This is a genomic window from Salinicola sp. RZ23 (assembly GCF_003206675.1).
Lineage (GTDB): Bacteria > Pseudomonadota > Gammaproteobacteria > Pseudomonadales > Halomonadaceae > Salinicola > Salinicola endophyticus.
In genome coordinates this window covers 51,366-76,073 of record NZ_PZJK01000012.1, presented here as the reverse complement: position 1 = coordinate 76,073, position 24,708 = coordinate 51,366, and the positions used below count along the sequence as shown (strand labels likewise).

Annotated in this window: 25 protein-coding genes; 12 read left to right on the top strand and 13 right to left on the bottom strand. The window is 65.3% G+C overall.

The features are described from left to right. Positions 1 to 130: 130 nt before the first annotated feature. On the top strand, positions 131 to 619 hold the full coding sequence (locus DOM67_RS12240) for a pilin (RefSeq protein WP_110676240.1): 489 nt from the start codon (positions 131 to 133) through the stop codon (positions 617 to 619). Between the two features lie 76 nt (positions 620 to 695). Here the strand turns inward: DOM67_RS12240 and DOM67_RS12235 are convergent, their stop codons facing one another. Then, positions 696 to 980, bottom strand: a complete 285-nt coding sequence (locus tag DOM67_RS12235) for a hypothetical protein (protein ID WP_110676238.1) — start codon at positions 978 to 980, stop codon at positions 696 to 698. Between the two features lie 251 nt (positions 981 to 1,231). Between DOM67_RS12235 and DOM67_RS12230 the strand changes: the two genes are divergently transcribed. Then, complete coding sequence (locus DOM67_RS12230) at positions 1,232 to 2,683, top strand: TrkH family potassium uptake protein (protein WP_280951065.1); 1,452 nt, start codon at positions 1,232 to 1,234, stop codon at positions 2,681 to 2,683. Positions 2,684 to 2,858: 175 nt separating this feature from the next. On the opposite strand, the gene DOM67_RS12225 is transcribed toward DOM67_RS12230, so the two are convergent. Then, positions 2,859 to 4,061 (bottom strand): 1-acyl-sn-glycerol-3-phosphate acyltransferase, encoded by a 1,203-nt coding sequence (locus DOM67_RS12225; RefSeq protein ID WP_110676236.1) that lies wholly within the window; start codon positions 4,059 to 4,061, stop codon positions 2,859 to 2,861. Then, complete coding sequence (locus DOM67_RS12220) at positions 4,058 to 4,984, bottom strand: recombination-associated protein RdgC (protein WP_110676234.1); 927 nt, start codon at positions 4,982 to 4,984, stop codon at positions 4,058 to 4,060. Before DOM67_RS12220 ends, DOM67_RS12225 begins: the two co-directional genes overlap by 4 nt. A gap of 161 nt (positions 4,985 to 5,145) precedes the next feature. Between DOM67_RS12220 and DOM67_RS12215 the strand changes: the two genes are divergently transcribed. The 7 genes from DOM67_RS12215 (at position 5,146) to rpsA (ending at position 15,680) form a co-directional block, all read left to right on the top strand. Further along, positions 5,146 to 5,577, top strand: a complete 432-nt coding sequence (locus DOM67_RS12215; protein ID WP_110676232.1) for a thioesterase family protein — start codon at positions 5,146 to 5,148, stop codon at positions 5,575 to 5,577. A gap of 169 nt (positions 5,578 to 5,746) precedes the next feature. Beyond that, complete coding sequence (gene gyrA, locus DOM67_RS12210; protein WP_110676230.1) at positions 5,747 to 8,458, top strand: DNA gyrase subunit A; 2,712 nt, start codon at positions 5,747 to 5,749, stop codon at positions 8,456 to 8,458. Positions 8,459 to 8,668: 210 nt separating this feature from the next. Then, positions 8,669 to 9,751 (top strand): 3-phosphoserine/phosphohydroxythreonine transaminase, encoded by a 1,083-nt coding sequence (gene serC / locus DOM67_RS12205; protein ID WP_110676228.1) that lies wholly within the window; start codon positions 8,669 to 8,671, stop codon positions 9,749 to 9,751. Positions 9,752 to 9,781: 30 nt separating this feature from the next. Next, positions 9,782 to 10,882: a prephenate dehydratase gene (gene pheA / locus DOM67_RS12200; RefSeq protein WP_110676226.1), complete on the top strand. Its 1,101-nt coding sequence runs from the start codon at positions 9,782 to 9,784 to the stop codon at positions 10,880 to 10,882. A gap of 1 nt (position 10,883) precedes the next feature. Further along, positions 10,884 to 13,109, top strand: a complete 2,226-nt coding sequence (locus DOM67_RS12195) for a bifunctional prephenate dehydrogenase/3-phosphoshikimate 1-carboxyvinyltransferase (RefSeq protein ID WP_110676225.1) — start codon at positions 10,884 to 10,886, stop codon at positions 13,107 to 13,109. Beyond that, positions 13,106 to 13,786, top strand: coding sequence for a (d)CMP kinase (gene cmk / locus DOM67_RS12190; RefSeq protein WP_106420464.1), 681 nt, complete (start codon positions 13,106 to 13,108; stop codon positions 13,784 to 13,786). Before DOM67_RS12195 ends, cmk begins: the two co-directional genes overlap by 4 nt. Before the next feature lie 217 nt (positions 13,787 to 14,003). Beyond that, on the top strand, positions 14,004 to 15,680 hold the full coding sequence (gene rpsA, locus DOM67_RS12185) for a 30S ribosomal protein S1 (RefSeq protein ID WP_110676223.1): 1,677 nt from the start codon (positions 14,004 to 14,006) through the stop codon (positions 15,678 to 15,680). 115 nt (positions 15,681 to 15,795) lie between these two features. Here rpsA and DOM67_RS12180 read toward each other — a convergent pair whose 3' ends face one another. The 6 genes from DOM67_RS12180 to DOM67_RS12155 all read right to left on the bottom strand — a co-directional run bounded on the left by DOM67_RS12180 (position 15,796) and on the right by DOM67_RS12155 (position 20,199). Then, entirely contained in the window at positions 15,796 to 16,191 is a 396-nt protein-coding gene (locus DOM67_RS12180; RefSeq protein ID WP_110676221.1) for a hypothetical protein, read from the bottom strand. Positions 16,192 to 16,264: 73 nt separating this feature from the next. Then, positions 16,265 to 16,984: an RNA methyltransferase gene (locus tag DOM67_RS12175; RefSeq protein WP_110676218.1), complete on the bottom strand. Its 720-nt coding sequence runs from the start codon at positions 16,982 to 16,984 to the stop codon at positions 16,265 to 16,267. 143 nt (positions 16,985 to 17,127) lie between these two features. Further along, positions 17,128 to 18,771 carry a chaperonin GroEL gene (gene groL, locus DOM67_RS12170; RefSeq protein WP_106420460.1) on the bottom strand — a complete coding sequence of 548 codons (1,644 nt, stop codon included), beginning with the start codon at positions 18,769 to 18,771 and terminating at the stop codon, positions 17,128 to 17,130. Between the two features lie 61 nt (positions 18,772 to 18,832). Beyond that, entirely contained in the window at positions 18,833 to 19,126 is a 294-nt protein-coding gene (locus tag DOM67_RS12165) for a co-chaperone GroES (protein WP_035473701.1), read from the bottom strand. 209 nt (positions 19,127 to 19,335) lie between these two features. Beyond that, positions 19,336 to 19,839, bottom strand: a complete 504-nt coding sequence (locus DOM67_RS12160; RefSeq protein ID WP_110676216.1) for an FxsA family protein — start codon at positions 19,837 to 19,839, stop codon at positions 19,336 to 19,338. A gap of 102 nt (positions 19,840 to 19,941) precedes the next feature. Continuing rightward, a complete protein-coding gene (locus DOM67_RS12155; RefSeq protein ID WP_110676214.1) occupies positions 19,942 to 20,199 on the bottom strand; it encodes a ComEA family DNA-binding protein in 258 nt (85 codons plus the stop codon). A 286-nt stretch (positions 20,200 to 20,485) separates the two neighbouring features. Here DOM67_RS12155 and pyrF point away from each other — a divergent pair, with 286 nt between their 5' ends. Then, positions 20,486 to 21,190 carry an orotidine-5'-phosphate decarboxylase gene (gene pyrF, locus DOM67_RS12150; RefSeq protein ID WP_110676212.1) on the top strand — a complete coding sequence of 235 codons (705 nt, stop codon included), beginning with the start codon at positions 20,486 to 20,488 and terminating at the stop codon, positions 21,188 to 21,190. On the opposite strand, the gene lapB is transcribed toward pyrF, so the two are convergent. From lapB to DOM67_RS12135, 3 genes are all read right to left on the bottom strand, one after another. Then, positions 21,191 to 22,378 (bottom strand): lipopolysaccharide assembly protein LapB, encoded by a 1,188-nt coding sequence (gene lapB, locus DOM67_RS12145; protein WP_110676210.1) that lies wholly within the window; start codon positions 22,376 to 22,378, stop codon positions 21,191 to 21,193. A gap of 1 nt (position 22,379) precedes the next feature. Continuing rightward, on the bottom strand, positions 22,380 to 22,685 hold the full coding sequence (locus DOM67_RS12140) for a LapA family protein (RefSeq protein WP_110676208.1): 306 nt from the start codon (positions 22,683 to 22,685) through the stop codon (positions 22,380 to 22,382). A gap of 80 nt (positions 22,686 to 22,765) precedes the next feature. Next, on the bottom strand, positions 22,766 to 23,062 hold the full coding sequence (locus DOM67_RS12135) for an integration host factor subunit beta (protein ID WP_035473690.1): 297 nt from the start codon (positions 23,060 to 23,062) through the stop codon (positions 22,766 to 22,768). Between the two features lie 465 nt (positions 23,063 to 23,527). On the opposite strand from DOM67_RS12135, the gene DOM67_RS12130 reads away from it, so the two are divergent. Further along, positions 23,528 to 23,755, top strand: a complete 228-nt coding sequence (locus tag DOM67_RS12130; protein ID WP_232825242.1) for a succinate dehydrogenase assembly factor 2 — start codon at positions 23,528 to 23,530, stop codon at positions 23,753 to 23,755. After that, positions 23,715 to 24,143 (top strand): hypothetical protein, encoded by a 429-nt coding sequence (locus DOM67_RS19825; protein ID WP_157958854.1) that lies wholly within the window; start codon positions 23,715 to 23,717, stop codon positions 24,141 to 24,143. The genes DOM67_RS12130 and DOM67_RS19825 overlap by 41 nt, the downstream gene beginning before the upstream one ends. A 143-nt stretch (positions 24,144 to 24,286) precedes the next feature. On the opposite strand, the gene DOM67_RS12125 is transcribed toward DOM67_RS19825, so the two are convergent. Further along, positions 24,287 to 24,523: a DUF883 family protein gene (locus tag DOM67_RS12125; protein WP_106420455.1), complete on the bottom strand. Its 237-nt coding sequence runs from the start codon at positions 24,521 to 24,523 to the stop codon at positions 24,287 to 24,289. Positions 24,524 to 24,708: the final 185 nt, after the last annotated feature.

The following is a 24,708-nucleotide window of genomic DNA, read 5'->3' as shown; positions in this document are numbered from 1 at the left end:
GCGTTGCGAGTGTCACTAAATGTAACGTAGCGTATCGTTTTGACACGCACGCTGAGGCACGGCGCGACTCGACTCGCGCGGCACGGCGGCGACGCCGATCGGCACACCATCGATAAACAAGGGGATTCCCATGCAAGGGCAATACAAGCGTCGAGATCTACACCGCCAGGGCGGTTTCACTCTGATCGAGCTGATGATCGTGGTCGCGATCATCGGCATCCTCGCCGCGATCGCCATCCCGCAGTATCAGAATTATGTGGCGCGGACTCAGGTCAGCCGAGTGGTCTCCGAAGTCTCTGCGCTGAAGACGGCCGCGGAAGAGCGCTATGCACGTGGTGAGTCAACGACCGATGCCGGTGAGCTCGGCTGGACGCAGTCGAACCTGCTGGACAAAGTGAAAAACGAAGACGGTACAGATGTCGCCAACCCGGCTGTCGATATTCCGGCGTCGAAGACTGATGGCACCATCACTGCGACACTCAATGGCGATGTCACCGGTGCCATCAAGGGAACGACCGTGACGCTGACTCGCAAGAGCTCAGATAATGGCCAATGGACCTGTGCTTTCTCGGGCGACAATGACTACGCCACGGCTGCGTGCCCAGGCAATAAGAGCTAGTGACGCGATAGTTGACACCAGGCCGGCCATTGCCGGCCTTTTTCTTGTCCAGCGCCCCACGACGCTGGACCGCCGCTCAGTAGAGCGCTTTTTCCTCGCCTACCACCTCGCGCAGCACTTCCAGGAACAGCCGGTCGGCGTCGGAGTGCTCCTTGGGGTCCTCCGGGATGTGCACGCTGGTGGTATCGGAGATCTCGTTGGCGATACGCGCCCACGCCTGTGGGTCGTTGCTGCCATCCGAGTGGCGCTTGGCGATCTCCAGAGAACTCTCCAGAATGCCCGGCTCCTGCAGCAGTTTCTTGATGAAGGCGCGCAGCTCGTGAATGACGCGAACCTTCTGCATTTCCGAAGCGGAACTCATGGCACTCTCCTTGCTCGAGTCGGGAAGATGGCGCCACGATAGCACAGCCGCCGGCGCCGCCGTACTCGCCTGGGTCGGGTGTCGTCACTGGCGTCCCGGCTCGCGCGCGGCGCCCGGCGTGTACCCTCGACGGCAAGTGGCAGTGTCGCAGCGTGGCCGATTGGCCTATCATCGCCAGTCGTTTGGCGCGTCGACAGCCGCTGGTGTGGCGTGGCGGCGAAGTGAAGTGCGCATCGAAGGGGAGAGAGACGTTGCAAGACGCCAAGCCGATTCTCAAAGTTCTGGCGCTGTTGTTGATCGTGCTGGCCGTGTTCATGCTCCCGCCGATCGTGCTGTTGAAGCTGGAGAACGATCCCGACCTGTGGGCCTTCCTCAAGTCGATGGCGCTGGTCGCGGCCACGTCGGCGGGGCTGCTGACGTGGACCTGGCACACCCCGGTCGAGCTCAAGACCCAGCACATGTTCATCCTGACCACCTCGAGCTGGGTGGTGATCAGCGCCTTCGCCAGCCTGCCACTGGTGCTGGGGGCGCCGCAGCTCTCGTTCACCGATGCGGTGTTCGAGTCGATCTCGGCGATCACCACCACCGGCTCGACCGTGCTCTCGGGTATCGAGCACCTCTCCGATGGCCTCAAGTTGTGGCGCGGTCTGATGCAGTGGCTGGGGGGAATCGGGATCATCGTGATGGCGATCGCGATCCTGCCGTTTCTCAAGGTCGGCGGCATGCGGCTGTTCCAGACCGAGTCTTCGGATTGGTCGGACAAGGTGCTGCCGCGGGCCGGGGGGATCGCCAAGGCTTCCGCCGTGATCTACCTGGGGCTGACGCTGGTGGCGATACTGAGCTATCGGCTGGCGGGTATGCAGACCCTGGATGCGATCGTGCACGCCATGAGTTCGGTCTCCACCGGCGGCTTTGCCAACTACGACGCCTCCTTCGGCATCTACGAGAATCGCCCGTTGATCCTGTGGCTGGGCTGCGCCTTCATGCTCGCCGGGGCGCTGCCGTTCGTGCTCTATATCCGCCTGATCCGCGATTCCCGCGGCGCGCTGTGGCAGGACCAGCAGGTACGTGGTCTGCTCATGCTGCTGGTGGTGGTGATCGGTACCCTGACCCTCTACCGGGTGGTGGCCTTCCACGATGCGCCGTTCAGCGCCCTGACTGCGGTCGCCTTCAACGTGATCTCGGTGGTGACCACCACCGGCTATGCCAGCCAGGACTACAGCCTGTGGGGGCCGCTGGCGGTGACCACCTTCTTCTTTATCACCTTTGTCGGCGGTTGCAGTGGCTCGACCAGCGGCGGGATGAAGATATTCCGCTTCCAGATCGGCGGGCTGATGCTGCTCAATCAGCTGCGTTATCTGGTACACCCCAGCGGGGTATTCGCCCAGCGTTACAATGGCCGTCCGCTCAATGACGAAGTGGTGCGGGCGGTCATCGCTTTCTCGTTCTTCTTCTTTCTGATCTTCGCGGTGCTCTCGCTGGCGTTGGCTGCCCTCGGGCTGGACATGGTCACTGCAACCACCGGTGCGGCCACCGCGCTGGCCAACGTCGGTCCTGGCCTGGGGCCGATCATCGGCCCGGCGGGCAACTTCGCCAGCCTGCCCGAGGCGGCCAAGTGGATTCTCTGCGTGGGCATGCTGATGGGCCGCCTGGAGATCCTCACCGTGCTGGTGCTGCTGATGCCGTTCTTCTGGCGCAAGTAGGTTCGCGTATGGCGTCGCCCGTGGCGACGTCTGGCCGCTCGATGGCGCGGTGTACGGGGGAAGTGGGGAGGAGAGCGGGGGCACGCCTTGTGCGGCGAAGCCCCGCGCGGCCGCTGATCGAAGCCGTGTCTCTCGAAGGGGGTATCTCGACGGTCTATCGCTTGTCGAGATAGCCTCAGGGCGTATCGCTGTCCAGGCGCCCGGCACGGTTGAGGATCGGGTTGGCGTACTGCTTCAACCACCACGGGCGCAGCTCGGCCGGTACCTGCGCCAGCCGCGTCTGGAAGCGTTCGCGATCTTCCGCGGTGACCGCAGAGAGGTCGACCAGATCGGGGGCGAGCCCAGTCTCGGCCAGGGCCAGCTGATGGCTCGGGAACAGCGGATAGTTCGACAGCACCTGGCGATCGATCTCCGCCGCCACCGCGTCGGCGGCGTCGAATTCGGCCGACAGCGGGGTGCCGAAGGCCAGCTTGACCCGCCCTTTGTCGCCGATGATGCCGGAGACGATCGAGCGTATGTCCTCGAACTCGACCTTCTGGTAGCGGCCGTCGGTCTCCTTGGCGTGCAGCTCGCGCGCCTTGAGCAGATCGCAGGGGTCGTACTCGTAGCTGATCGACACCGGCACGATCTGCAGCTCGCGAACCGCGTGGCCGATGTCGGGATCGTTCTCTTCCAGGCGCCGCGCCATGCACAGCATCTTGACGATGGCGCTGTCGGTGCGATCAATGCCGTCCTTGGCGCGGCCCTCGCGCTGGGCCAGCCAGACCGAATGGTTGTCGTCGCTGATCGAGTGGCGGATATAGCCCGAGAGTGACTGATAGGCCGCCAGCATGGCGCGCTTGCCCTTGACCGAGCGCGGCACGATGAAGCTCTTGTTGAGCCGCATCAGATCGGTGACGAAAGGCTTCTGCAAAAGGTTGTCGCCGATCGCGATGCGCACGGTGTCGTGGCCGCCGACATAGAGCGCATAGTTGACGAACGCGGGGTCGAGGGCGATATCGCGATGGTTGCCGATGAACAGGTACGCCTTGTCCGGCGACAGCCGATCGAGCCCTTCGACGCTGAAGCCCCGCGTGGTGCGCGCAATCATGTGGGCCATGTAGTCGGCGATGCGCAGCTGGAAGTCGCGGATGGTGGCGACTCCGCGCACTTCGCGGCGCAGGCGGAAGCTGGCGAGCAGGCGCGCCAACGGCGGCGCGAAGCGCGCCAGCCGCGGCAGGCGATAGCGAGTGATGGCGTCGAGCAGCTCGCTGTCCTGGGCCAGGCGCGCCAGCACGCCGGCCACCTCGTCGTCGTGATAGGGGCGGATATCGGCGAAACGATCGAGATCGATCGCAGCCTCGGCGCTGTTGGGCGGCGTGGCGGAGCTTTGCGTCATGGCGTCGGGGCCGACATCTCGGCTTCACCGCCGAGCCAGTCGATCAGTTGTTCGATGAAGGTCGCGAGTGCCTGCGACATGAGCGCGAAGTCGGTCTCCAGCGCCACCGCGGGATCGTCGCCGTCTTCGGTCTGGCTGGCTTCGTCGAGCAGGGCGTCGTCGAACTGCAGCGACTTCAGTGCCAGGTCGTCGTGCAGCACGGTACGCAGCTGGCCCTCGCTGCCGATGCTCAGCTTGCTGGCCTGCCGGCCGCCCTCGAGCAGTGACTGGATCTCCTCGCTGTCGAGATCGACCTGACGTGCGCGCAGCACGCCGTCGTCCTCGGCGGCGCGCAACTCGACCTGATCGCCGAGCAGCAGGCTCGCCGGGCGGCTGCCGGCATCGCTCAGCCACTGGGTCATACCGCGCGACGGCGGGGTGCGGGTCGCCAGCGGCGTGACCTTGAGCGAGCCCAGGGTCTGGCGCAGCAGATCCAGCACCTCCTCCGCACGCTTGCGGCTGGAGGCGTTGATGCCGATCAGCCGGCGCCGGGTGTCCCACCACAGTTCGACGCGCTGGGTGCGGGTGAAGGCCTGCGGCAGCAGCTCCTCCATCACCTGCTCCTTGAGCAGCTGGCGCTCGCGCCGCGGCAGTGGCTGGCCCTCGGCCTGCTCGCGCGCCTCGGCGCGCTCCGCGACCTCTTCGTTGACCACAGACGCGGGCAGCAGGCGCTCCTGGCGCAGCATCGCCAGTAGTCGATGACCCTGAATCTCGTGCACGCGCTGGTCGCTGCCACGGCCGGCCGGGGCGCTCCAGCCGACCCGGCGTGCCTCGCGCGGCGAGACGGGGCGAAACGCGAATTCTGCCAAGGCGCTTTCCAGATCCTCCAGGGCGAGAATCTCGACGTCATGGCAGCGGTAAAGATGACAGTGCTTGAACCACATACGCCCGTGTTTCCGTTTGAAAGGAGGCACATTATGTCGAAAGGACCCAGCTGTTGCCACCGAGGTAGACCATTGGTATTTGCAGCCTTGTTTCAAACGAGCGTATGTTTCGAAGACAGGGGCGGCGCGTGATCGGCGTCGCCAATGACCCGGAGATTCGCATGGATTCACGCATCACCCATACCCAGGTTCGCGTCCGTGGCTTTCATCTGGACGGCTATGGCCACGTCAATCACGCCCGCTATCTCGAGTTCCTGGAGGAGGGGCGCTGGGCCTTCGCCGACCAGCATCCCGCTTTCGCTGCCGGCATGGCCGAGGGCGTGGCGCTGGTCGCGGTCAATCTCAATATCGATTACCGCCGTGCCGCGGTCATCAATGACGATCTCGACATCGAGACCTGTCTGTCGCATATCGGCGGGCGCAGCGCCCGAGTAGCCCACCGTATCGTGCATCGTGACAGTGGCGAACTGGTGGTGAGTGCGCTGCTGACCTTCGTGCTGCTCGATCAGCGCAGCGGCGAGGTGGTGCCGCTCGAAGGGGTGTGGCGCGAGCGGCTCGAACCGCTGCTGGTCGCCGAGGCAGAAGCGCGCTGAGCCCTCTACACCACCCGGGGAAAAGACGTCAATGCCTGCCTTTGGAAGCCCTGAAATGGTATGATCGGTAGATTGTGCGGCCGAGGGTCTCGGTCGCCTTGTCGGGGCTTCATTAACGCTGCCACGGTCGTCTTCGGCCGTGGCAGCGGCGCAAAGGATTTGACGACCCATGGGTGATATCGCCAGAGAAATTCTGCCAGTCAACATCGAGGATGAACTCAAGCAGTCCTACCTGGACTACGCGATGAGCGTCATCATCGGGCGCGCACTGCCCGACGTCCGCGATGGCTTGAAGCCGGTGCACCGGCGCGTGCTCTACGCCATGCACGAGCTTGGCAACGACTGGAACAAGCCGTACAAGAAATCGGCGCGCGTGGTCGGCGATGTGATCGGTAAATATCACCCCCACGGCGACAGCGCGGTCTATGACACCATCGTGCGCATGGCGCAGCACTTCTCCATGCGCCACGTGCTGATCGATGGCCAGGGCAACTTCGGTTCCATCGACGGCGATAACGCCGCCGCCATGCGTTACACCGAGGTGCGCATGGCGCGGCTCTCCCATGAGCTGCTGGCGGATCTCGAAAAGGATACGGTCGACTGGGTCGACAACTACGACGGCACCGAGCGGATTCCCGAGGTGCTGCCGACCAAGGTGCCCAACCTGCTGATCAACGGCGCCTCGGGCATCGCGGTGGGGATGGCGACCAATATCCCGCCCCACAACATGGTCGAGGTGATCAGCGGCTGTCTGGCACTGATCCAGGACTACACCCTGACGGTCGACGACCTGATGGAGTACATCCCCGGGCCCGATTTCCCCACCGCCGGCATCATCAACGGCCGCGCCGGGATCCTCGAGGCATACCGCACCGGGCGCGGGCGCATCTACGTGCGGGCCCGCCACACGGTCGAGTTCGACAAGAAGAGCGGACGCGACCAGATCGTCATCACCGAGCTGCCTTATCAGGTCAACAAGGCGCGGCTGATCGAGAAGATCGCCGAGCTGGTCAAGGAGAAGCGGGTCGAGGGCATCGCCGAGCTGCGCGACGAGTCCGACAAGGATGGTCTGCGCGTGGTGATCGAGATCAAGCGCGGCGAGTCCGGCGACGTGGTGGTCAACAACCTGTTCGCCCATACCCAGCTCGAGACCGTGTTCGGCATCAATATCGTCGCCCTCCACGACGGCCAGCCCAAGACGCTCAATCTCAAGGAGCTGCTGGAGGCGTTCATCCGCCACCGCCGCGAGGTGGTTACCCGGCGCACCCTGTTCGAACTCAAGAAGGCGCGCGAGCGCGGCCATATCCTCGAGGGCCTGGCGGTCGCCATCTCCAACATCGACGAGGTGATCGAACTGATCAAGGCTTCGCCCAATGCGGCCGAAGCGAAGGAGAAGCTGATCGCCCGCGACTGGCAGCCGGGGCAGGTGACCGGCATGCTCGAGCGTGCCGGTGCCACCTCGTGCAAGCCCGAGGATCTCGACGAGGGCTACGGGCTCACCGACGATCGCGCGCTCTACCGGCTCTCGCCGGCCCAGGCGCAGGCGATTCTGGAGCTGCGCCTGCATCGTCTGACCGGGCTCGAGACCGAGAAGCTGCTCGACGAATACCTGAGCATTCTCGAGCGTATCGCCGAACTCAACCATATCCTGGCGTCACCGGATCGGCTGCTGGAGGTGATTCGCGAAGAGCTCGAAGGCATTCGCGATCAGTACGGCAACGCCCGCCTGACCGAGATCCAGACCAGCCGTCTCGATCTCACCATGGAGGATCTGATCGCCGAGGAGGACATGGTGGTCACGCTGTCGCGTGGCGGCTATGCCAAGACTCAGCCGATCTCCGACTATCAGGCGCAGAAGCGTGGCGGGCGCGGCAAGTCGGCCACCAGCATGAAAGATGAGGACGTCATCGAGCACCTGGTGGTGGCCTCGACCCACGACACCATGCTGCTGTTCTCCAACCGCGGCAAGGTCTACTGGCTCAAGACCTACGAGATGCCCAACGCCAGCCGTGGGTCGCGCGGCAAGCCGCTGGTCAATCTGCTGCCGCTGGACGACGGCGAGTCGATCAGCGCCATTCTGCCGGTGCGTGACTACAACCCGGAGAGCTACATCTTCTTCGCCACCGCCAGCGGTACGGTCAAGCGCACTTCGCTGGACCAGTTCTCGCGGCCGCGCAGCGTTGGCTTGATCGCGCTGGATCTGGAGGAGGGCGATCGCCTGATCGGCGCCGCCATCACCTCCGGCAGCGACCATGTCATGCTGCTGTCGTCCAACGGCAAGGCGATCCGCTTCGAAGAGGGCCATGTGCGCGCGATGGGGCGGACCGCCCGCGGTGTCCGCGGCATGCGTCTGGCCCCAGGGGCCGAGGTGATCAGCCTGATCATCCCGCAGAGCCAGACCATCGATGCCGACGCCGACAACGAGCTTGACGGTGATGCCACCGCCAGCGCCGACGGCAGCGACGAGCAGATCTATATTCTGACCGCTTCCGAACACGGCTATGGCAAGCGGACCCGGCTCGAAGAGTTTCCGATCCGCGGTCGCGGCGGCCAGGGTGTGATCGCGATGCAGACCACCGAGCGCAACGGCGCCCTGGTGGCGGCGATGCAGGTTCGTGACAGCGACGAGATGATGCTGATCACCGACCGCGGTACCCTGGTGCGCACCCGTGTCGGCGAGGTGTCGATCACCTCGCGCAACACCCAGGGGGTGACCCTGATTCGCACCAGCGAGGGGGAGCACCTGGTCAAGACGGTGCGGGTCGACGAGCCCCAGGACGATGGGCTCGACGAGCTGGAGGTACCGGACGAGACCGAGGTGGCTGCGGACGAAGCGCCGCCGGAGAGCGGTGACACAGCGCCGGCGGACGACGACGCCTGAGGCCGCTGCGCCCCCGCCCGCTCTGGGTCGGGGGCGCATTGCCGACGGGCGCGAGGTTCTGCCCCCTGGCCCGATGTGCGGGCCTGGGGCGACGACATGCGGTTGGATGACAGGGTGTGGTGACACACCACCAAGACTCGTCTTGATGAACAAGCCCGGACGAACGCAAGCGCCCGGGTCGAGTGAAAGAGCCCACGGGGAATTCCGAGAATGACACGTCTGCACAATTTCTGTGCCGGTCCGGCGGCCATGCCGACGGCGGTGCTGGAGCGCGCCCGCGCCGAGATGCTCGACTACCAGGGGCAGGGCCTGTCGGTGATGGAGATGAGTCACCGCAGTCCGACCTTCGAGGCAATTGCGGCCAAGGCCGAGCGTGATCTGCGTGATCTGCTCTCGATTCCCGACAACTACCGGGTATTGTTCATGCAGGGCGGTGCCACCCTGCAGTTCGCCTGCGTGCCGCTCAATCTGCTGGGGCAGGGCGGGACACCCAACTATCTCGATACCGGCATCTGGTCGAGCAAGGCGATCAAGGAGGCGGATCACCTGGCCGCTTCACATATCGCCGCCTCGAGCCGCGAGTCCGGTTACGTGCAGGTGCCGCGCCAGGGCGACATCGCGCTCTCCGCGGATGCGGCCTACCTGCACTACTGCCACAACGAGACCATCGGCGGCCTGGCCTACGATTACGTGCCGGAGGTGAACGTGCCGCTGGTGTGCGACATGTCGTCGTCGATCCTCTCCGCGCCGCTGGACGTGAGTCGGTATGGGGTGATCTATGCCGGGGCGCAGAAGAACATCGGCCCCGCCGGCATCACCGTGGTCATCGTGCGCGAGGATCTGCTCGAGCGGGCGCAGCCCTCGGCGCCCTCGCTGCTCGGCTGGAAGGTCTACGCCGACAACGACTCGATGATCAACACGCCGCCGACCTACGCCTGGTATCTCGCCGGTCTGGTGTTCGAGTGGCTCAAGAACGATATCGGCGGCGTCGCCGAGATGGAAGCGATCAACCGGCGCAAGAGCGAGGCGCTCTACGCCGCCATCGACGCCAGCGACTTCTATGCCAATCCGATCGCACCGGCCAACCGTTCGCTGATGAACGTGCCGTTCACGCTGGCCGATGCCGCGCTCAACGGCGACTTCCTCGCGGATGCCGAGGTCGAGGGGTTGCTCAACCTCAAGGGGCATCGCAGCGTCGGCGGCATGCGCGCGAGTCTCTACAATGCCGTCAGCGAGGCCGACGTGCAGGCGCTGATCACCTTCATGGCCGATTTCGAACGTCGCCGCGGCTGAGTGGCGGCCGCATGCAGCCAGGACATGCCCATGACTGACAACACCGACAAGCCGCTGGATCTCGCCTCCCTGCGCCAGCGTATCGACAGCATCGACAGCGAGCTGCTGCGCCTGATCAGCGAGCGCGCCGATTGCGCCGCCCAGGTCGCCCAGGTCAAGACCGCCGACGATCCCGATGCCGTGTTCTATCGCCCCGAGCGCGAGGCCCAGGTGCTGCGCCGGGTGATGGAGCGCAACCCCGGGCCGCTCAACGGCGAGGAGATGGCGCGCCTGTTCCGCGAGATCATGTCCGCCTGTCTGGCCCTGGAGAAACCGATCAAGGTCGCCTATCTGGGCCCGGAGGGCACCTTCACCCAGCAGGCGGCGCTCAAGCACTTCGGCCAAAGCGCGATCAGCCTGCCGATGGCGGCGATCGACGAAGTGTTCCGTGAGGTCGAGGCGGGCGCGGTCAACTACGGGGTGGTGCCGGTGGAGAACTCCACCGAGGGGGTGGTCAACAACACCCTCGACTCGTTCATGGACTCCGGGCTGCACATCAGCGGCGAGGTGGTGCTGCGTATCCACCACCATCTGCTGGTCTCCAACATCACCCGTCAGGACAAGATCTCGCGGATCTATTCGCATCCGCAGTCGTTCGCCCAGTGCCGCAAGTGGCTCGATGCCCACTACCCCCACGCCGAGCGGGTGGCGGTTTCGTCCAACGCCGAGGCCGCACGGCTGGTCAAGACCGAGTGGCACAGCGCGGCGATCGCCGGCGACATGGCGGCCCAGCTCTACGGTCTCGACCGCGTCGCCGAGAAGATCGAGGATCGCCCGGACAACTCCACGCGCTTTCTGATCATCGGCAATGAGTCGGTGCCCCCCTCGGGCCATGACAAGACCTCGATCGTGGTCGCCATGCGCAACCAGCCGGGGGTGCTGCACGGTCTGCTCGAGCCGTTCCACCGCCACGCCATCGATCTCACCCGGCTGGAGACGCGCCCATCGCGTAACGGTGTCTGGACCTACGTCTTCTTCATCGACTTCAAGGGGCATGTCGACGACCCCGCTGTCGCCGGCGTGCTGGAGGCGGTGAAGCAGCACGCCTCCGACATGAAGGTGCTCGGCTCCTACCCGGTGGGTGTGCTCTAGGATGCCGGGAGAGACCGCACCTACGCTGCTCATCGTCGGGCTGGGCATGATCGGCGGCTCGCTGGCCGCCGCGCTCAAGGCGGCGGGGTATCGTGGCACGCTGCTGGGTTGCGACCGCAATGACGATGAGATCGCCACCGGGCTGGCCATGGGGGTGATCGACGACGGCGGCAGTGCGCTCGCACCGCTGGTGGTGCGTGCCGACATCGTGGTGCTGGCGGTGCCGGTACTGGCGATGCCGGCGGTGTTCGAGGCGCTGGCCCCGGCGCTGGGGTCGCGCATCGTCACCGATGTCGGCAGCACCAAGCGCGCAGTATGTGACGCCGCACGGCAGGTCTTCGGCACGCTGCCGGCGCGTTTCGTTCCTGGTCACCCCATTGCCGGCTCGGAGAAGAGCGGCGTCGCCGCCGCCGATCCGACGCTCTATCGTCATCACAAGGTGATCCTGACCCCTGAAGCGGAGACCGACCCGGCGGCGGTACAGGTCGTGCGCGGGCTGTGGGAGCTGTGCGGGGCCCAGGTGCTGGAGATGCCGGTGGCGCGCCACGACCAGGTGCTGGCGCGTACCAGTCATCTGCCGCACCTGCTCGCCTTTTCGCTGGTCGATACCCTGGCGCGCCAGGACGAGCGGCTGGAGATCTTTCGCTACGCCGCCGGCGGCTTTCGCGACTTCACCCGCATCGCCGGCAGCGATCCGGTGATGTGGCGCGACATTTTCACCGCCAACCGTGACGCGCTGCTCGGCGCGCTGGACGACTTCGAGGTCGGGCTGGCGCGGCTGCGGCGGGCGGTCGAGCAGGGTGACAGCGACGCCATGCTGGGCACCTTCGACCGTGCCAGCCACGCCCGACACTATTTCGAAACGCTGTTGAATCAGACGAGTTATCAAGCCATGGAATCACGACAGGTGCAGTATCGGGTCTCGCCCGGCGGGTCGGTCAGCGGCCGTATCCGCGTGCCCGGCGACAAGTCCATCTCCCACCGCTCGATCATGCTCGGCGCCCTGGCCGACGGGGTGACCGAGGTCAAGGGTTTCCTCGAGGGCGAGGATAGCCTGGCCACGCTGCAGGCGTTCCGCGACATGGGCGTAGCGATCGAAGGGCCCCACCAGGGTCGCGTGACCATTCATGGGGTCGGTCTGCACGGCCTCAAGCCGCCCGCCGGACCGCTCTACGTGGGCAACTCCGGTACCGCCATGCGGCTGTTCGCCGGGTTGCTCGCGGGGCAGGCCTTCGATACCGAGCTCACCGGTGACGCCTCGCTGACCAAGCGCCCCATGGCGCGGGTGGCCGACCCGCTGCGTCTGATGGGGGCACGTATCGATACCGCCGAGGGGGGGCGTCCGCCGCTCCGGATCCATGGCGGTCAGCCGCTCAAGGGCATCGACTACGACATGCCGATGGCCAGCGCCCAGGTCAAATCCTGCCTGCTGCTGGCGGGGCTCTATGCCGAGGGCGAGACCCGCGTGCGCGAGCCGGCGCCGACCCGTGACCACACCGAGCGCATGCTCAACGGCTTCGGCTACGCGGTTGCCCGCGAGGGTGACGTGGCGCGCCTGAGCGGCGGCGGCAAGCTCACCAGTGCGCCGATCGACGTGCCTTCGGACATCTCCTCGGCAACCTTCTTCCTGGTCGCAGCGGCGATCACGCCGGGTGCCGACCTGGTGCTCGAGCACGTTGGCGTCAACCCGACGCGCATCGGCGTGATCAACATTCTCAAGCTGATGGGCGCCGACCTGCGTCTGGAGAATCCGCGCGAAGTCGGCGGCGAGCCGGTGGCCGACCTGCATATCCGCTATGCGCCGCTCAAGGGAATCGATATCCCGGTCGACCAGGTGCCGCTGGCGATCGACGAATTCCCGGCACTGTTCGTCGCCGCGGCCAATGCCGAGGGCACCACCCGGCTGCGCGGTGCCGAAGAGCTGCGGGTCAAGGAGTCCGACCGCATTCAGGCGATGGCCGATGGCCTGGCGATCCTGGGCGTGGAAGCCACGGTATTCGACGATGGCATCGACATCGTCGGCAAGGGCGGCGAGAGCGCCAACTATGGCGGCGGCCGGGTCGACAGCCTCGGCGATCACCGCATCGCCATGGCCTTCACCGTGGCCGCGCTGCGCGCCAGTGCGCCGATCGAGATCGACGACTGCGCCAACGTGGCGACCTCTTTCCCCGGCTTCGTGGCACTGGCCGAGCGCGTGGGGCTCACCCTCGAGGAGGTCGAGGCATGAGTCAGACCGCCCCCGTCCTCACCATCGATGGCCCCGGTGGCGCCGGCAAGGGCACCATCAGTCGCATGATCGCCGAACGCCTGGGCTGGCACCTGCTCGATTCCGGTGCTCTCTACCGGCTCACCGCGCTGGCGGCGCTGCGCAAGGAGGTCGCGCTTGACGACGTCGAGCGGCTGACCCGCCAGGCCCAGCGGCTGGACGTGGTCTTCGCGGTGGAGGACGGTGCCATGCGTATCCTGCTCGAGGGCGACGACGTGACCCGGGCGATCCGCCGCGAAGAGGTGGGCAATGCCGCCTCGCAGGTGGCGGCGCTGCCGCCGGTGCGCGAAGCGCTGCTGCAGCGGCAGCGCGATTTTCGCCAGGCCCCCGGGCTGGTCGCCGACGGTCGCGACATGGGGACCGTGGTGTTCACCGATGCGCCGCTGAAGATCTATCTCACCGCCTCGGCCGAGGAGCGTGCCCAGCGTCGCCTGCGCCAATTGCGCGAGGCCGGTGAAGATGCTAGACTCGCGACCCTTTTGGAAGAAATCCAAGCGCGCGATGCGCGTGATATGCAGCGTGCGGTAGCCCCGCTCAAGCCGGCCGAAGATGCCGTCGAGCTGGACACCACGCAGCTGGATATACCGGAAGTCGTGGAGCGTATCGAAACGCTGCTGGCCGAGCGCGGCCTGACCTGAGAGCTTCTCGGGTCGCGCTGGCCGGTGGAATGACGACACACTTCCGCTCCCGGGGCCCCTGGCAAGATGTGAAGACGTGCAGCGACACCGACAGTCAAGTCGCGGCAGGTCGAACCAGCGCCAACATCCCCAGGGATATGTCGATAAGGCCCGTACTCGCTGGTGGTACGGAGGAAGGCGGCCCGCCCGCCATCAACGTTGATCACGTAGGAATCACATGAGCGAAAGCTTTGCTGAACTGTTCGAACAATCTCTCCAGGACATCAACATGGAGCCCGGTGCCATCGTCATGGCAACCGTGGTCGACATCGAAGGCGACTGGATCACCGTCAACGCCGGTCTGAAGTCCGAGGGCCAGATCCCTGCGGCACAGTTCCGCGACGACAACGGTGAGATGACCATCGCGGTCGGTGACGAAGTCAAGGTCGCACTGGAAGCCGTTGAAGACGGTTTCGGTGAAACCCGTCTGTCGCGCGAGAAGGCCAAGCGCGCCGAAGCGTGGAAAGAACTGGAAGCGGCCTTCGAGAAAGACGAAATCGTCAAGGGCGTGATCAACGGCAAGGTCAAGGGCGGCTTTACCGTCGACGTCTCCTCGATCCGTGCGTTCCTGCCGGGTTCGCTGGTCGACGTGCGTCCGGTTCGCGACACTGCGCACCTGGAGCACAAAGAGCTGGACTTCAAGGTCATCAAGCTCGATCCGAAGCGCAACAACGTCGTCGTCTCTCGCCGTGCCGTACTCGAAGCCGAGAACAGCGCCGAGCGTGAAGCGCTGCTCGCCACCCTGCAGGAAGGCCAGCAGATCAACGGTATCGTCAAGAACCTCACCGATTACGGCGCTTTCGTCGACCTCGGTGGCGTCGACGGCCTGCTTCACATCACCGACATGGCGTGGAAGCGCATCAAGCACCCGAGCGAGATCGTGGCCGTCGGCGACGAGATCAATGTCAAGGTGCTCAAGTTCGACCGCGAGCGCAACCGCGTTTCGCTGGGCCTGAAGCAGCTGGGCGAAGACCCCTGGGTCAACATCGTCGACCGCTATCCGGAAGGCACCAAGGTCAACGCCCGCGTCACCAACCTGACCGACTACGGCTGCTTCGCCGAGCTGGAAGAGGGTGTCGAAGGTCTGGTTCACGTCTCCGAAATGGACTGGACCAACAAGAACATCCATCCGTCCAAGGTGGTTCAGGTCGGTGACGAAGTCGAAGTCATGGTGCTCGACATCGACGAAGAGCGTCGTCGTATCTCCCTGGGTATCAAGCAGTGCACCACCAACCCGTGGGAAGACTTCAACGCGCGCTACAACAAGGGCGACCGCGTTGCCGGTACCATCAAGTCGATCACCGACTTCGGTATCTTCATCGGTCTGGAAGGCGGCATCGACGGTCTGGTGCACCTCTCCGACATCTCCTGGAGCGAAGCTGGCGAAGAAGCGGTACGTCAGTTCAAGAAGGGCGACGAAGCGGAAGCCGTCATCCTCTCGATCGATCCGGAGCGTGAGCGCATCTCGCTGGGCATCAAGCAGCTCGAAACCGATCCGGTCTCCGAGTTCCTGGCTGTCAACGACAAGGGCTCCGTGGTCACCGGCCGCATCATCGAAGTCGATGCCAAGGAAGCGCACGTCGAACTGGCTACCGATGTCATCGGTATCCTCAAGGCCTCCGAAATCAGCGCCGACCGTGTCGAAGACGCGCGCAACGTGCTGAACGAAGGTGATAGCGTCGAAGCCAAGATCGTCAACGTCGATCGCAAGAGCCGCGCCATCAACCTGTCGATCAAGGCCAAGGATCAGGTCGACACGCGTCGCAACATGACCAAGCTGCGCGACCAGGATGTCGAGACCAACGGTCCGACCACCATCGGTGATCTGATCAAGCAGCAGATGGGCCAGGACTGATCCTTCGGATTCGGTCTCCCCATGAAAACAGCGCCTTCGGGCGCTGTTTTTTTATGTCTGTCACTCGCTGAACGGCGCGGCCTGTCTGCGTGGGACGAACACCGTTTCAGCGTGGCTAGCGTCTGAGCCAGCCGCGCCAGCCCCTTTCGCTCTGCGCTGCGCGCACGGCCGCGGCCTGATGGCCCGAGAGCTCGGCGATGGCCTGCTTGAGCGGCTGGATGATGGCATCCAGATGGTAGCTGCAGAGCGAGGGGTCCAGGGCAGCCGGGCACTGTGCCATCAGCAGGCCGCAGTGATAGGTGGCAACGTCCAGCGAGGCGTGTACCGGTGGGAAAGGGGAGGCCTCTTCCCGGCAGCGCTTGAGCTCGCGCAGCAGCATCTTCAGCATCTCGGCGTCTAGCCAGCAGGGCGCTGCCGAGGGGGTGGCGGCGGGTAGCGATTGGCGCACGGCCTGAAAGGAGACCAGCAGAAAGACGCAGGTGTAGTGGAGTCGGGAGCGCTCTGAATGCATGGGTCACCATCACTCTGTTGATGAGAGTGATTACCATTCTCTATGGCTTCTGTCTCCCTGTCAAAAGATGTCGTCAATCGCGGCGTTCGAGCGCATTGAGTACCCCGCGCAGGATCGAGAGCTCCTTGCGGCTGGGCTCGGCGCGGGCGAACAGGGCTCGCAGGTGCGCTTCGGTCTTGGCATGGGGCTGGGTGAGGAAGCCGGCGCTATCGAGTGCCCGGTGCAGGTGGGTGTGGAAGTGTTCGAGCTGGTCGAGCGTCGGGTAGATCGTGTCCCGCGATGCTGGCGTCTCGGCGACGGCGGTGCGAGTGGCCCGGCGGAACGCCTCGTAGGCGACGATCTGGACCGCCTGGGAAAGGTTGAGCACACCGTAGTCGGGGTTGGCGGGAATGTTGAGCTGATGCGTGCAGTGGCCGATCTCGTCGTTGGTGAGCCCCGAGCGCTCGCGCCCGAAAACCACCGCCACCGGGCCGTCTGGTAGGCGCTGCCAGGCCGCCTCGATCATGGCATCGGGGGCGTGGTAGCAGGGTAGCGGCAGGCTGCGCAGGCGCGCGCTGGCGCCAATCACCTGCACGCAGTCGGTCACCGCCTCGCCCAGCGAGTCCACTACCCGGCAGCCCTCGATCAGATCGACGGCGCCGGCCGCCAGACGGGTTGCTTCGGGGTCAGGGAACTGGCGCGGCGCGACCAGCACCAGATCGCCCAGGCCCATGGTCTTCATCGCCCGTGCGCTGGCGCCGATATTGCCGGGGTGATAGGTCTGGACGAGGACGATACGAATACGCTCGAGCATGCGAGAAGGCTCCTGAAACGAGACGGCGGGAGCGGCAGCATCGCGGAACGCGCGCTGAACCCAAGACCCTGAACCAAAAAAAGCCCCGCCAGTGGCGGGGCTTTCCATGATACCTGAAAGTCTCAGGCGATGGCGGGGGAGGCTTACATCATGCCGCCCATGCCACCCATGCCGCCCATGTCCGGTGCGCCGCCACCAGCGGCTTTCTCTTCCGGATCCTCGGCGATCATCGCTTCGGTGGTGATCATCAGGCCGCCCACGGAAGCGGCGGACTGCAGCGCGGTGCGGGTCACCTTGGCCGGGTCGAGGACGCCCATCTCGAACAGGTCGCCGTACTCGCCGGTCTGCGCGTTGTAGCCGAAGTTGCCTTCGCCGTCCTTGATACGGTTGATGATGACCGAAGCCTCTTCACCCGCGTTGGTGACGATCTGACGCAGCGGAGACTCCATGGCACGCAGCGCGATGGCGATGCCGTGGGTCTGGTCTTCGTTGTCGCCGGTCAGGCCGCGGACCATGGTCAGCACGCGCACCAGGGCGGTACCGCCGCCAGGCACGACGCCTTCTTCGACCGCTGCACGGGTGGAGTGCAGGGCGTCTTCGACGCGGGCCTTCTTCTCTTTCATCTCGAACTCGGTCGCGGCACCGACGCGGATGACGGCAACACCGCCAGCCAGCTTGGCGACACGCTCCTGCAGCTTCTCGCGGTCGTAGTCAGAGGAGGTTTCCTCGATCTGCGCGCGGATCTGGCTGACGCGAGCTTCGATGTCGGACTCGACACCGGCACCGTCGATGATGGTGGTGTTCTCCTTGGACATGGTGACGCGCTTGGCGCTGCCCAGGTGGTCCAGGTTGGCCTGCTCGAGGTTCAGGCCGACCTCTTCGGAGATCACGGTGCCGCCGGTCAGGATGGCGATGTCCTGCAGCATGGCCTTGCGGCGATCGCCGAAGCCCGGTGCCTTGGCCGCAGCAACCTTGACGATGCCGCGCATGTTGTTGACCACCAGCGTGGCCAGCGCTTCGCCTTCGATGTCTTCGGCGATGATCACCAGCGGCTTGCCAGCCTTGGCGACGGATTCCAGCACCGGCAGCAGTTCGCGGATGTTGGAAACCTTCTTGTCGACCAGCAGCAGGTAGGGGTCTTCGAGCTCGACCGCCATGGTTTCCTGATTGGTGACGAAGTAGGGCGAGAGGTAGCCGCGATCGAACTGCATGCCTTCGACCACTTCCAGCTCGTCTTCGAATCCGCGACCTTCGTCGACGGTGATGACGCCTTCCTTGCCGACTTTTTCCATCGCTTCGGCGATGATCTCACCGATGCGCGCATCGCCGTTGGCGGAGATGGTGCCGACCTGGGCGATCGCCTTGGCGTCGGTGCAGGGTACGGAAAGCGACTGGATGTGCTTGACGGCTTCGGCGACGGCCTTGTCGATGCCGCGCTTCAGATCCATCGGGTTCATGCCCGCAGCGACGCCCTTGAGGCCTTCGTTGACGATCGACTGGGCCAGGACGGTGGCGGTGGTGGTGCCGTCACCGGCGGCGTCGGAAGTCTTGGAAGCGACTTCCTTGACCATCTGCGCGCCCATGTTCTCGAAGCGATCCTTCAGCTCGATCTCTTTGGCGACGGAGACGCCGTCCTTGGTGACGGTCGGTGCGCCGAAGGATTTCTCGAGCACGACGTTGCGGCCTTTCGGGCCCAGCGTGGCCTTGACGGCATCGGCGAGAACGTTGACGCCGCGAACCATGCGCTTGCGGGCATCATCAGAGAACTTGACTTGTTTAGCTGCCATTGTCCGATCTTCCTAAATGCGATACGTGGAAACGTGATGAATCAGCGAGTCGAGCGATCGATCAGCCTTCGACGACGGCCAGGATGTCGCTCTCGCTCATGATCAGAACTTCTTCGCCGTCGACCTTCTGCTTCTCGACGCCGAAGCCTTCCTTGAAGATGACGGTGTCGCCGACCTTGACGTCCAGGGCGCGAACTTCGCCGTTGTCGAGGATGCGGCCGTTGCCGACGGCGAGGATCTCACCGCGGGTCGGCTTCTCCTGGGCGTTGCCCGGAAGCACGATGCCGCCGGCAGTTTTCTGCTCTTCTTCTGTGCGACGTACGATGACGCGATCGTGCAAGGGACGGATTTTCATTGCTCACGTTCTCCTGATGGTTGCATGTTGCAAATGCACGTTCCCGGTGAGCGTTGCCCAGCGGGAGAAGGCTTGCGCCTTCCGGTTAATGGGCCTGATGGCCTAAAGCTATCGCTGCTGCCTTGATTGGGTCGGGCAAGACGCTTTCAAGGGTACAGCGCAAATTTTTTGTCCAAATCAGTCCGTGGAAAGATCCTGCTGGCTCACGCTCAGCGCGAATCGCCGTCATGCCCGCTGCTGTCGCGTCCGATGAAGTCACCCTCGAGTGGGCGCGCCTCGGACTCATCGCGTGGCGCTGAGTCACGGTGGGCGGTGCTTGCCGCTGGCCCCCACTCGCTGCCCCCTTGGCCCTGCGTCCGACCACCGCCACTCGCGGCGCGGGGAAACCAGCGTCGTGCGAGCTGGCCGCTCCCCGGCAGCAGACACACCAGGCCCAGCAGGTCGGAGAGAAAGCCCGGGGCCATCAGCAGCACGCCGGCCAGCACGAAGGTGGCGCCGGCCAGCAGCTCGTCCGAAGGCAGTTCACCCAGGGCCAGACGTTCGCGGGCACGCTGCAGGGTGAGCAGGCTTTCACGCCGGATCAGGTGCAGGCCGAAGGCCGCGCTGAGCGCGATCCAGAGCAGGGTCAGCAAAAGCCCGAGCTTGGCACCCAGCGTGAACAGGACGATGAAGTCCGCCAGCAGGAACAGCGCGAGCAGAAAAAGCAGAGGCATGGTGTCTCCCGGGATGACCGACTCTCCCTCAGATGGAGACGACTGCGGGGAAATGCAAGCACCGCCGCTCCCTGGCGGTGATCGGCCGGAGACGCGGCGGGGTCAGAGGGTAGCTTCGTCCTTGAGCTTGGCGACCGTGGTGGCGCCGATGCCGTCGACGCGGGTGAGCTCGTCGAGGGACTGGTAGGGGCCATTGGCCTTGCGGTCCTCGACGATCGCCTGCGCCCTGACCTTGCCGATCCCCGGCAGTGTCGCCAGGGTCTCGGCATCGGCCTGGTTGAGGTCAACCGGCTCGGCGAGGGCCGGCAGGCTGGTGGCCATGAACAGCGACAGCAGGGCGATACCGAACAGCTTTTTCATGTCGATCTCCTCTTCTGTGTCGATCTTGTCGTGACGATCTCTCGCGTGATGACGATGCCGGCTGGCCAGTGCGGTGTGGCGTGCCGACGTGGTGGGGCGGCAGGGTGGCCTACCCACCTATCAGCTATCGACGCGATGGCGCCTCCCTTGACGTCGAATTCGCCCTCGATTGACGTAAGCGATCGCCTACGACTTGAGGCTGCCGCCGCTGGCCGCTGAGTCGCGGCAGCGGGGTGGCAACTCCGGTATACTCCGGCGCGAATTCACAATGCCGGAGATTCCGCCCATGGCCGCCACCCAGTCGCCGCTCATCATCGCCCTGGACTACCCGGATCTGGCCTCGGCCACGGCGCTTGCCGATGCGCTCGACCCGGCGCGCTGCCGGGTCAAGATCGGCAAGGAGCTGTTCACTCGGGTCGGGCCACAGGCCATCGAGGCCATGCACCGGCGCGGCTTCGAGGTGTTTCTGGATCTCAAGTTTCATGACATCCCCAACACCGTCGCCGGTGCGGTCGAAGCGGCGGCGGATCAGGGGGTGTGGATGGTCAACGTCCACGCCGCCGGCGGGCGTCGGATGATGGAGGCGAGTGCCGAGCGGCTGCGCCAGCGTGGGCTGTCGACACGGCTGATCGCGGTCACCGTGCTGACCAGCATGGCTGACGACGAACTCCAGGAGATCGGAGTGGCGGGGGACGCCATGAGCCAGGTCGAACGCCTGGCGCGGCTGACCCAGCAGAGTGGGCTCGACGGGGTGGTGTGCTCGGCACGCGAGAGCGAGCGGCTGCGCGCGATCTGTGGCGAGGGGTTTCTCAAGGTGACCCCGGGCATCCGGCCGGCCACCGCGGCGACGGGGGATCAGCGTCGAGTCATGACACCGGAGGCGGCCATGGCGGCGGGTAGTACCCACTTGGTCATCGGTCGCGCGGTGACCCAGGCCGCCGAGCCGATGGTGGCGCTGGCCGAGATCGAACGCGCGCTGGACGCGGGTTGATCACTCGCCTTCGAGACCCGTGATCGGTTTGCTGGTGCCCCAGCTGTGGCAGCTGGGGCACTGCCAGTTGAGCTGCTCGGCAGCAAAGCCGCAGCGCTGGCAGCGGTAGCGCGGGCGGATGCTGAGCAGCTGGTGGGTGTGCTGCTTGAGCAGCTCCAGGCGGTCGCGTTCGCCGGGGTCGCTATCGGCCAGATAGAGATCCATCAGATAGTCGACGCCGCGCAGGCTGGGGTGGTCACGCAGCTGATCGCTGACGAAGGCGCAGGCGATCTCCGCCCCCTGGCGACGGTGCAGTGCGTCGGCGGCCATGATCACCACGCTGGTGGGCGGCGTGCGCTGCAGCTGCTGCTCGAGAAATTGCCACCAGCCGTCATCGTCGTCGAGCAGGCGGTAGGCGTCGCGCAATGGTTCCAGGACCAGCGTGGTGAAGCTCGGGTCCTGTTCGGGCACGCGCTGCCAATAGCGGATCGCGCTGCGGTACTGGCCGATATCCCACTCCAGCTGGCCCAGAATCCAGTTGGCGCGTACGCAGGCCGTGTCGATGTGCAGCGCCTGGCGCAACGCCTTGCGTGCCAGCGACGGGCTGGCGTTGCGGCGGTGCTGGAGCGCCAGCTCGCACAGCCAGTGCGCGGCGGCGCGGCGCATGTCGGGGTCCTGGCGCACCAGCTGCGGCTGGGCGATCTCGAGCGCTTGGCTCCACTCCTTCTCGCGCTGGAACAGATCCACCAGCAGGCGCTTGGCAGCGAGCTTCTGCTCATCGTCGACGTTGGCCTTGTGCAGCGAGAGCAGCAGCCGCTCGGCGCGGTCGAGCAGGCCCAGATTGAGAAAGTCGCGGGAGAGTTCCAGCTGGACCTGGCCGCTCTGGGCGGCGGTCAGTGCTGGACGGGCGAGCAGATTCTGGTGGATGCGCACGGCGCGGTCGGCTTCGCCGCGAGAGCGATAGAGGTTGCCCAGCGCGATATGCGTCTCGACCGTCTCACTGTTGACCTCGAGGGCCTGGGTGAAGGTCTCGATGGCCCGGTCGGGCTGCTCGTTGAGCAGATAGTTGAGCCCCACGAAGTAGTCGCGGGGCAGGGGGGGAGAGGGCGGGGCGCGCTGCGTGCGTTGGCGACTGCCCTCCCAGCGCCCCAGCCACCAGCCAATGGCGATGGCTGCCACCAGCAATGCCAGTAGCAGAACGTTCGCCATATCAGGTGCTTTCCTTGAACTCCTGCGTGCGCAGGCGATCGAGTTCCTTGCGCTGTTGCTGGTTGTGGCGCTGAGCCCGGGTCAGCAGCGTGCGCAGGCGCAGGTACATGCCGGTCATCGCCAGCATGCCGAGGATCACGCCGCTGGCCAGGGCCACCAGCAGCCATAGCGAGAGCGATGCAGGGGGCAGCTCGACCCAGATGAGGTCCAGCGGCAGCGGCTGCTGATTGTTGACGGCGAAGAGAATGCCGAGCAGCAGCACGACGATCAGAACGATGGCGAGGAAGACGCCTTTGAACCAGCGCATAGTGATTTCCAATGACGAGCCGCGATGTCACCTTTGCCCACGGGGGCGGTAGGCGGCGTCACGACGCGGTGACTGATCGATCAATAGCCCAGCGCCCGGCTGGCATTGACCTGCTCGCGCAACTCCTTGCCCGGCTTGAAATGCGGGACGTACTTGCCGTCGAGATCGACGGGGTCGCCGGTCTTGGGGTTGCGGCCGGTGCGTGGCTCCCGGAAGTGAAGCGAAAAACTGCCGAAACCACGAATCTCTACGCGCCCGCCCTCGGCCAGCGCGTGGGTGATATCGTCGAGTATGACGCGCACCGCCGCCTCGACTTCCTTGGCCGATAGTTCGGGTCGGCGAGAAGCAATCTGCTCGATCAATTCAGACTTGGTCATCGACACTCTCCGTGAGCCGTCTGCCCGGCGGTGACGGACGCTGCCCCAAGGGGCATCCGACCTCTATTGTTGTCGCTTCAGCATACTGCGCAAGTTTCGAGAAAACAACGCATTACGCGGCGCAAAAAGCGTATGTCGGCAGCGCCAGAGCAAAAGCCCCGGAGTCCACGGTGGGCAGGGCCTGGCCGCTACCCGCACGGGCCCCGGCGCGGGGCAGAGGTCCGCCAAGGCGTCTACTCACTGGCAGTCGCTCGGTGGCGGTCTCGCTAGTGGCTCGGTGGCGAGCATAGTGGGCGCGCAGCGCCTCGGCTATAATGGCCCTCGACCCCGTCGCCCAGGGCGCCAGATCGTATTGCGGTAGGGTGGCTTCGGCGTGGCAGGCAATTTCAGCAGTAAGGAGCGTTCGTGGCCGATAACGATGAAGACATTGCGCGCAAGCGTCTCTACTGGCACTCGCGTCGCGGCATGTGGGAGCTCGATCTTCTGCTGGTGCCGTTTCTCGAAGCGCGCTACGACGCGCTGAGTGCCGAGGATCAGACCCGCTATCGCGAGCTGATCGCCGAGGAGGATCAGGACCTGTTCGTATGGCTGATGCGTCGCGAGTGGCCCAGCGACCCGGAGCTGCGGCGCATCGTGCAGATGATCGTCGAGCATGCCGAGAACACTGACCGCGATCGGCGTCAGGCGCTCTAGACTGGCGCTGGCACTCGGCGCTGGGTGGGTCGTGGCGCTGACGCTGTTTGCCGTGCGCTTCCTTGCCCCGGAAGTGGCACTGAGCTTGGGGCTCGCCGGGCTGGCGGGATTGGTCTGGGAGTGGCTGCGCCAGCCGCCGTTGTACTATTTACGCTGTCGCGAAGAGTATGGTCGGCAGCAGTGGGAGCTATCGACCGATGCGCGGGAGTGGCGCAGCGTGCATTGTCGCCCGCTGCGGGTGGCCCCTTGGGTGTGTGGTCTGGCGCTCGATGGTCGACACTGCTGGCTATGGCCGGACGCCTGCGATGGCGCAGCGCTGCGCGCCCTGCGTCTGTGTCTGATCGCGGCTTCAGACGCGCGCGACGAGAGCCCGTCGACGACACCGTGACCGCGTTAGCCGCGCCATGCCCTGACACGCTGTCGGCCGCTGTTCGCGGCCGACGTGGGTTCTTGGGTTGCCCTTCGGGCGATACCTGTTGGCCTGCAGGGCTAAGGCGGCCCGGCGACGCTCGTCGCCGGGCCGCGGAGGGCTCAGCGACGGCCGACAAAGAAGCCGATCGCGAAACCGGCCAGCGCAGCGACCCCGATACCGCTCCAGGCGTTGCGGTGAACGTAGTCATCGGTATCCCGCCACGCCTCTCCGGCGTGTTCCATCAGGTCCTGGCTCATGTCGTCGGCGCGCTGGCGCGCGCGCTGCACGCCGGCACGTCCGCGTTGCTTGGCGTCACGGTAGTAGTGACGGGCGTCGTCTCGATAGTGTCTGCTCATGGATCTTCCTTAATCGAAGTGGGTGACTCGCGGGCGAGAGCGTCGCGTTTTCAGTGTAGTTGCAGTTTCATGACGCGCTAGGGGCGAAGCGAATCAGGGCGCGGCGAACACGATGTGGCGAAAAGGGCTCGGCATGGCGTCGCCTGCCGATTCGCCCACGCCGCCGGGCGAATCGGCGTTTCCCT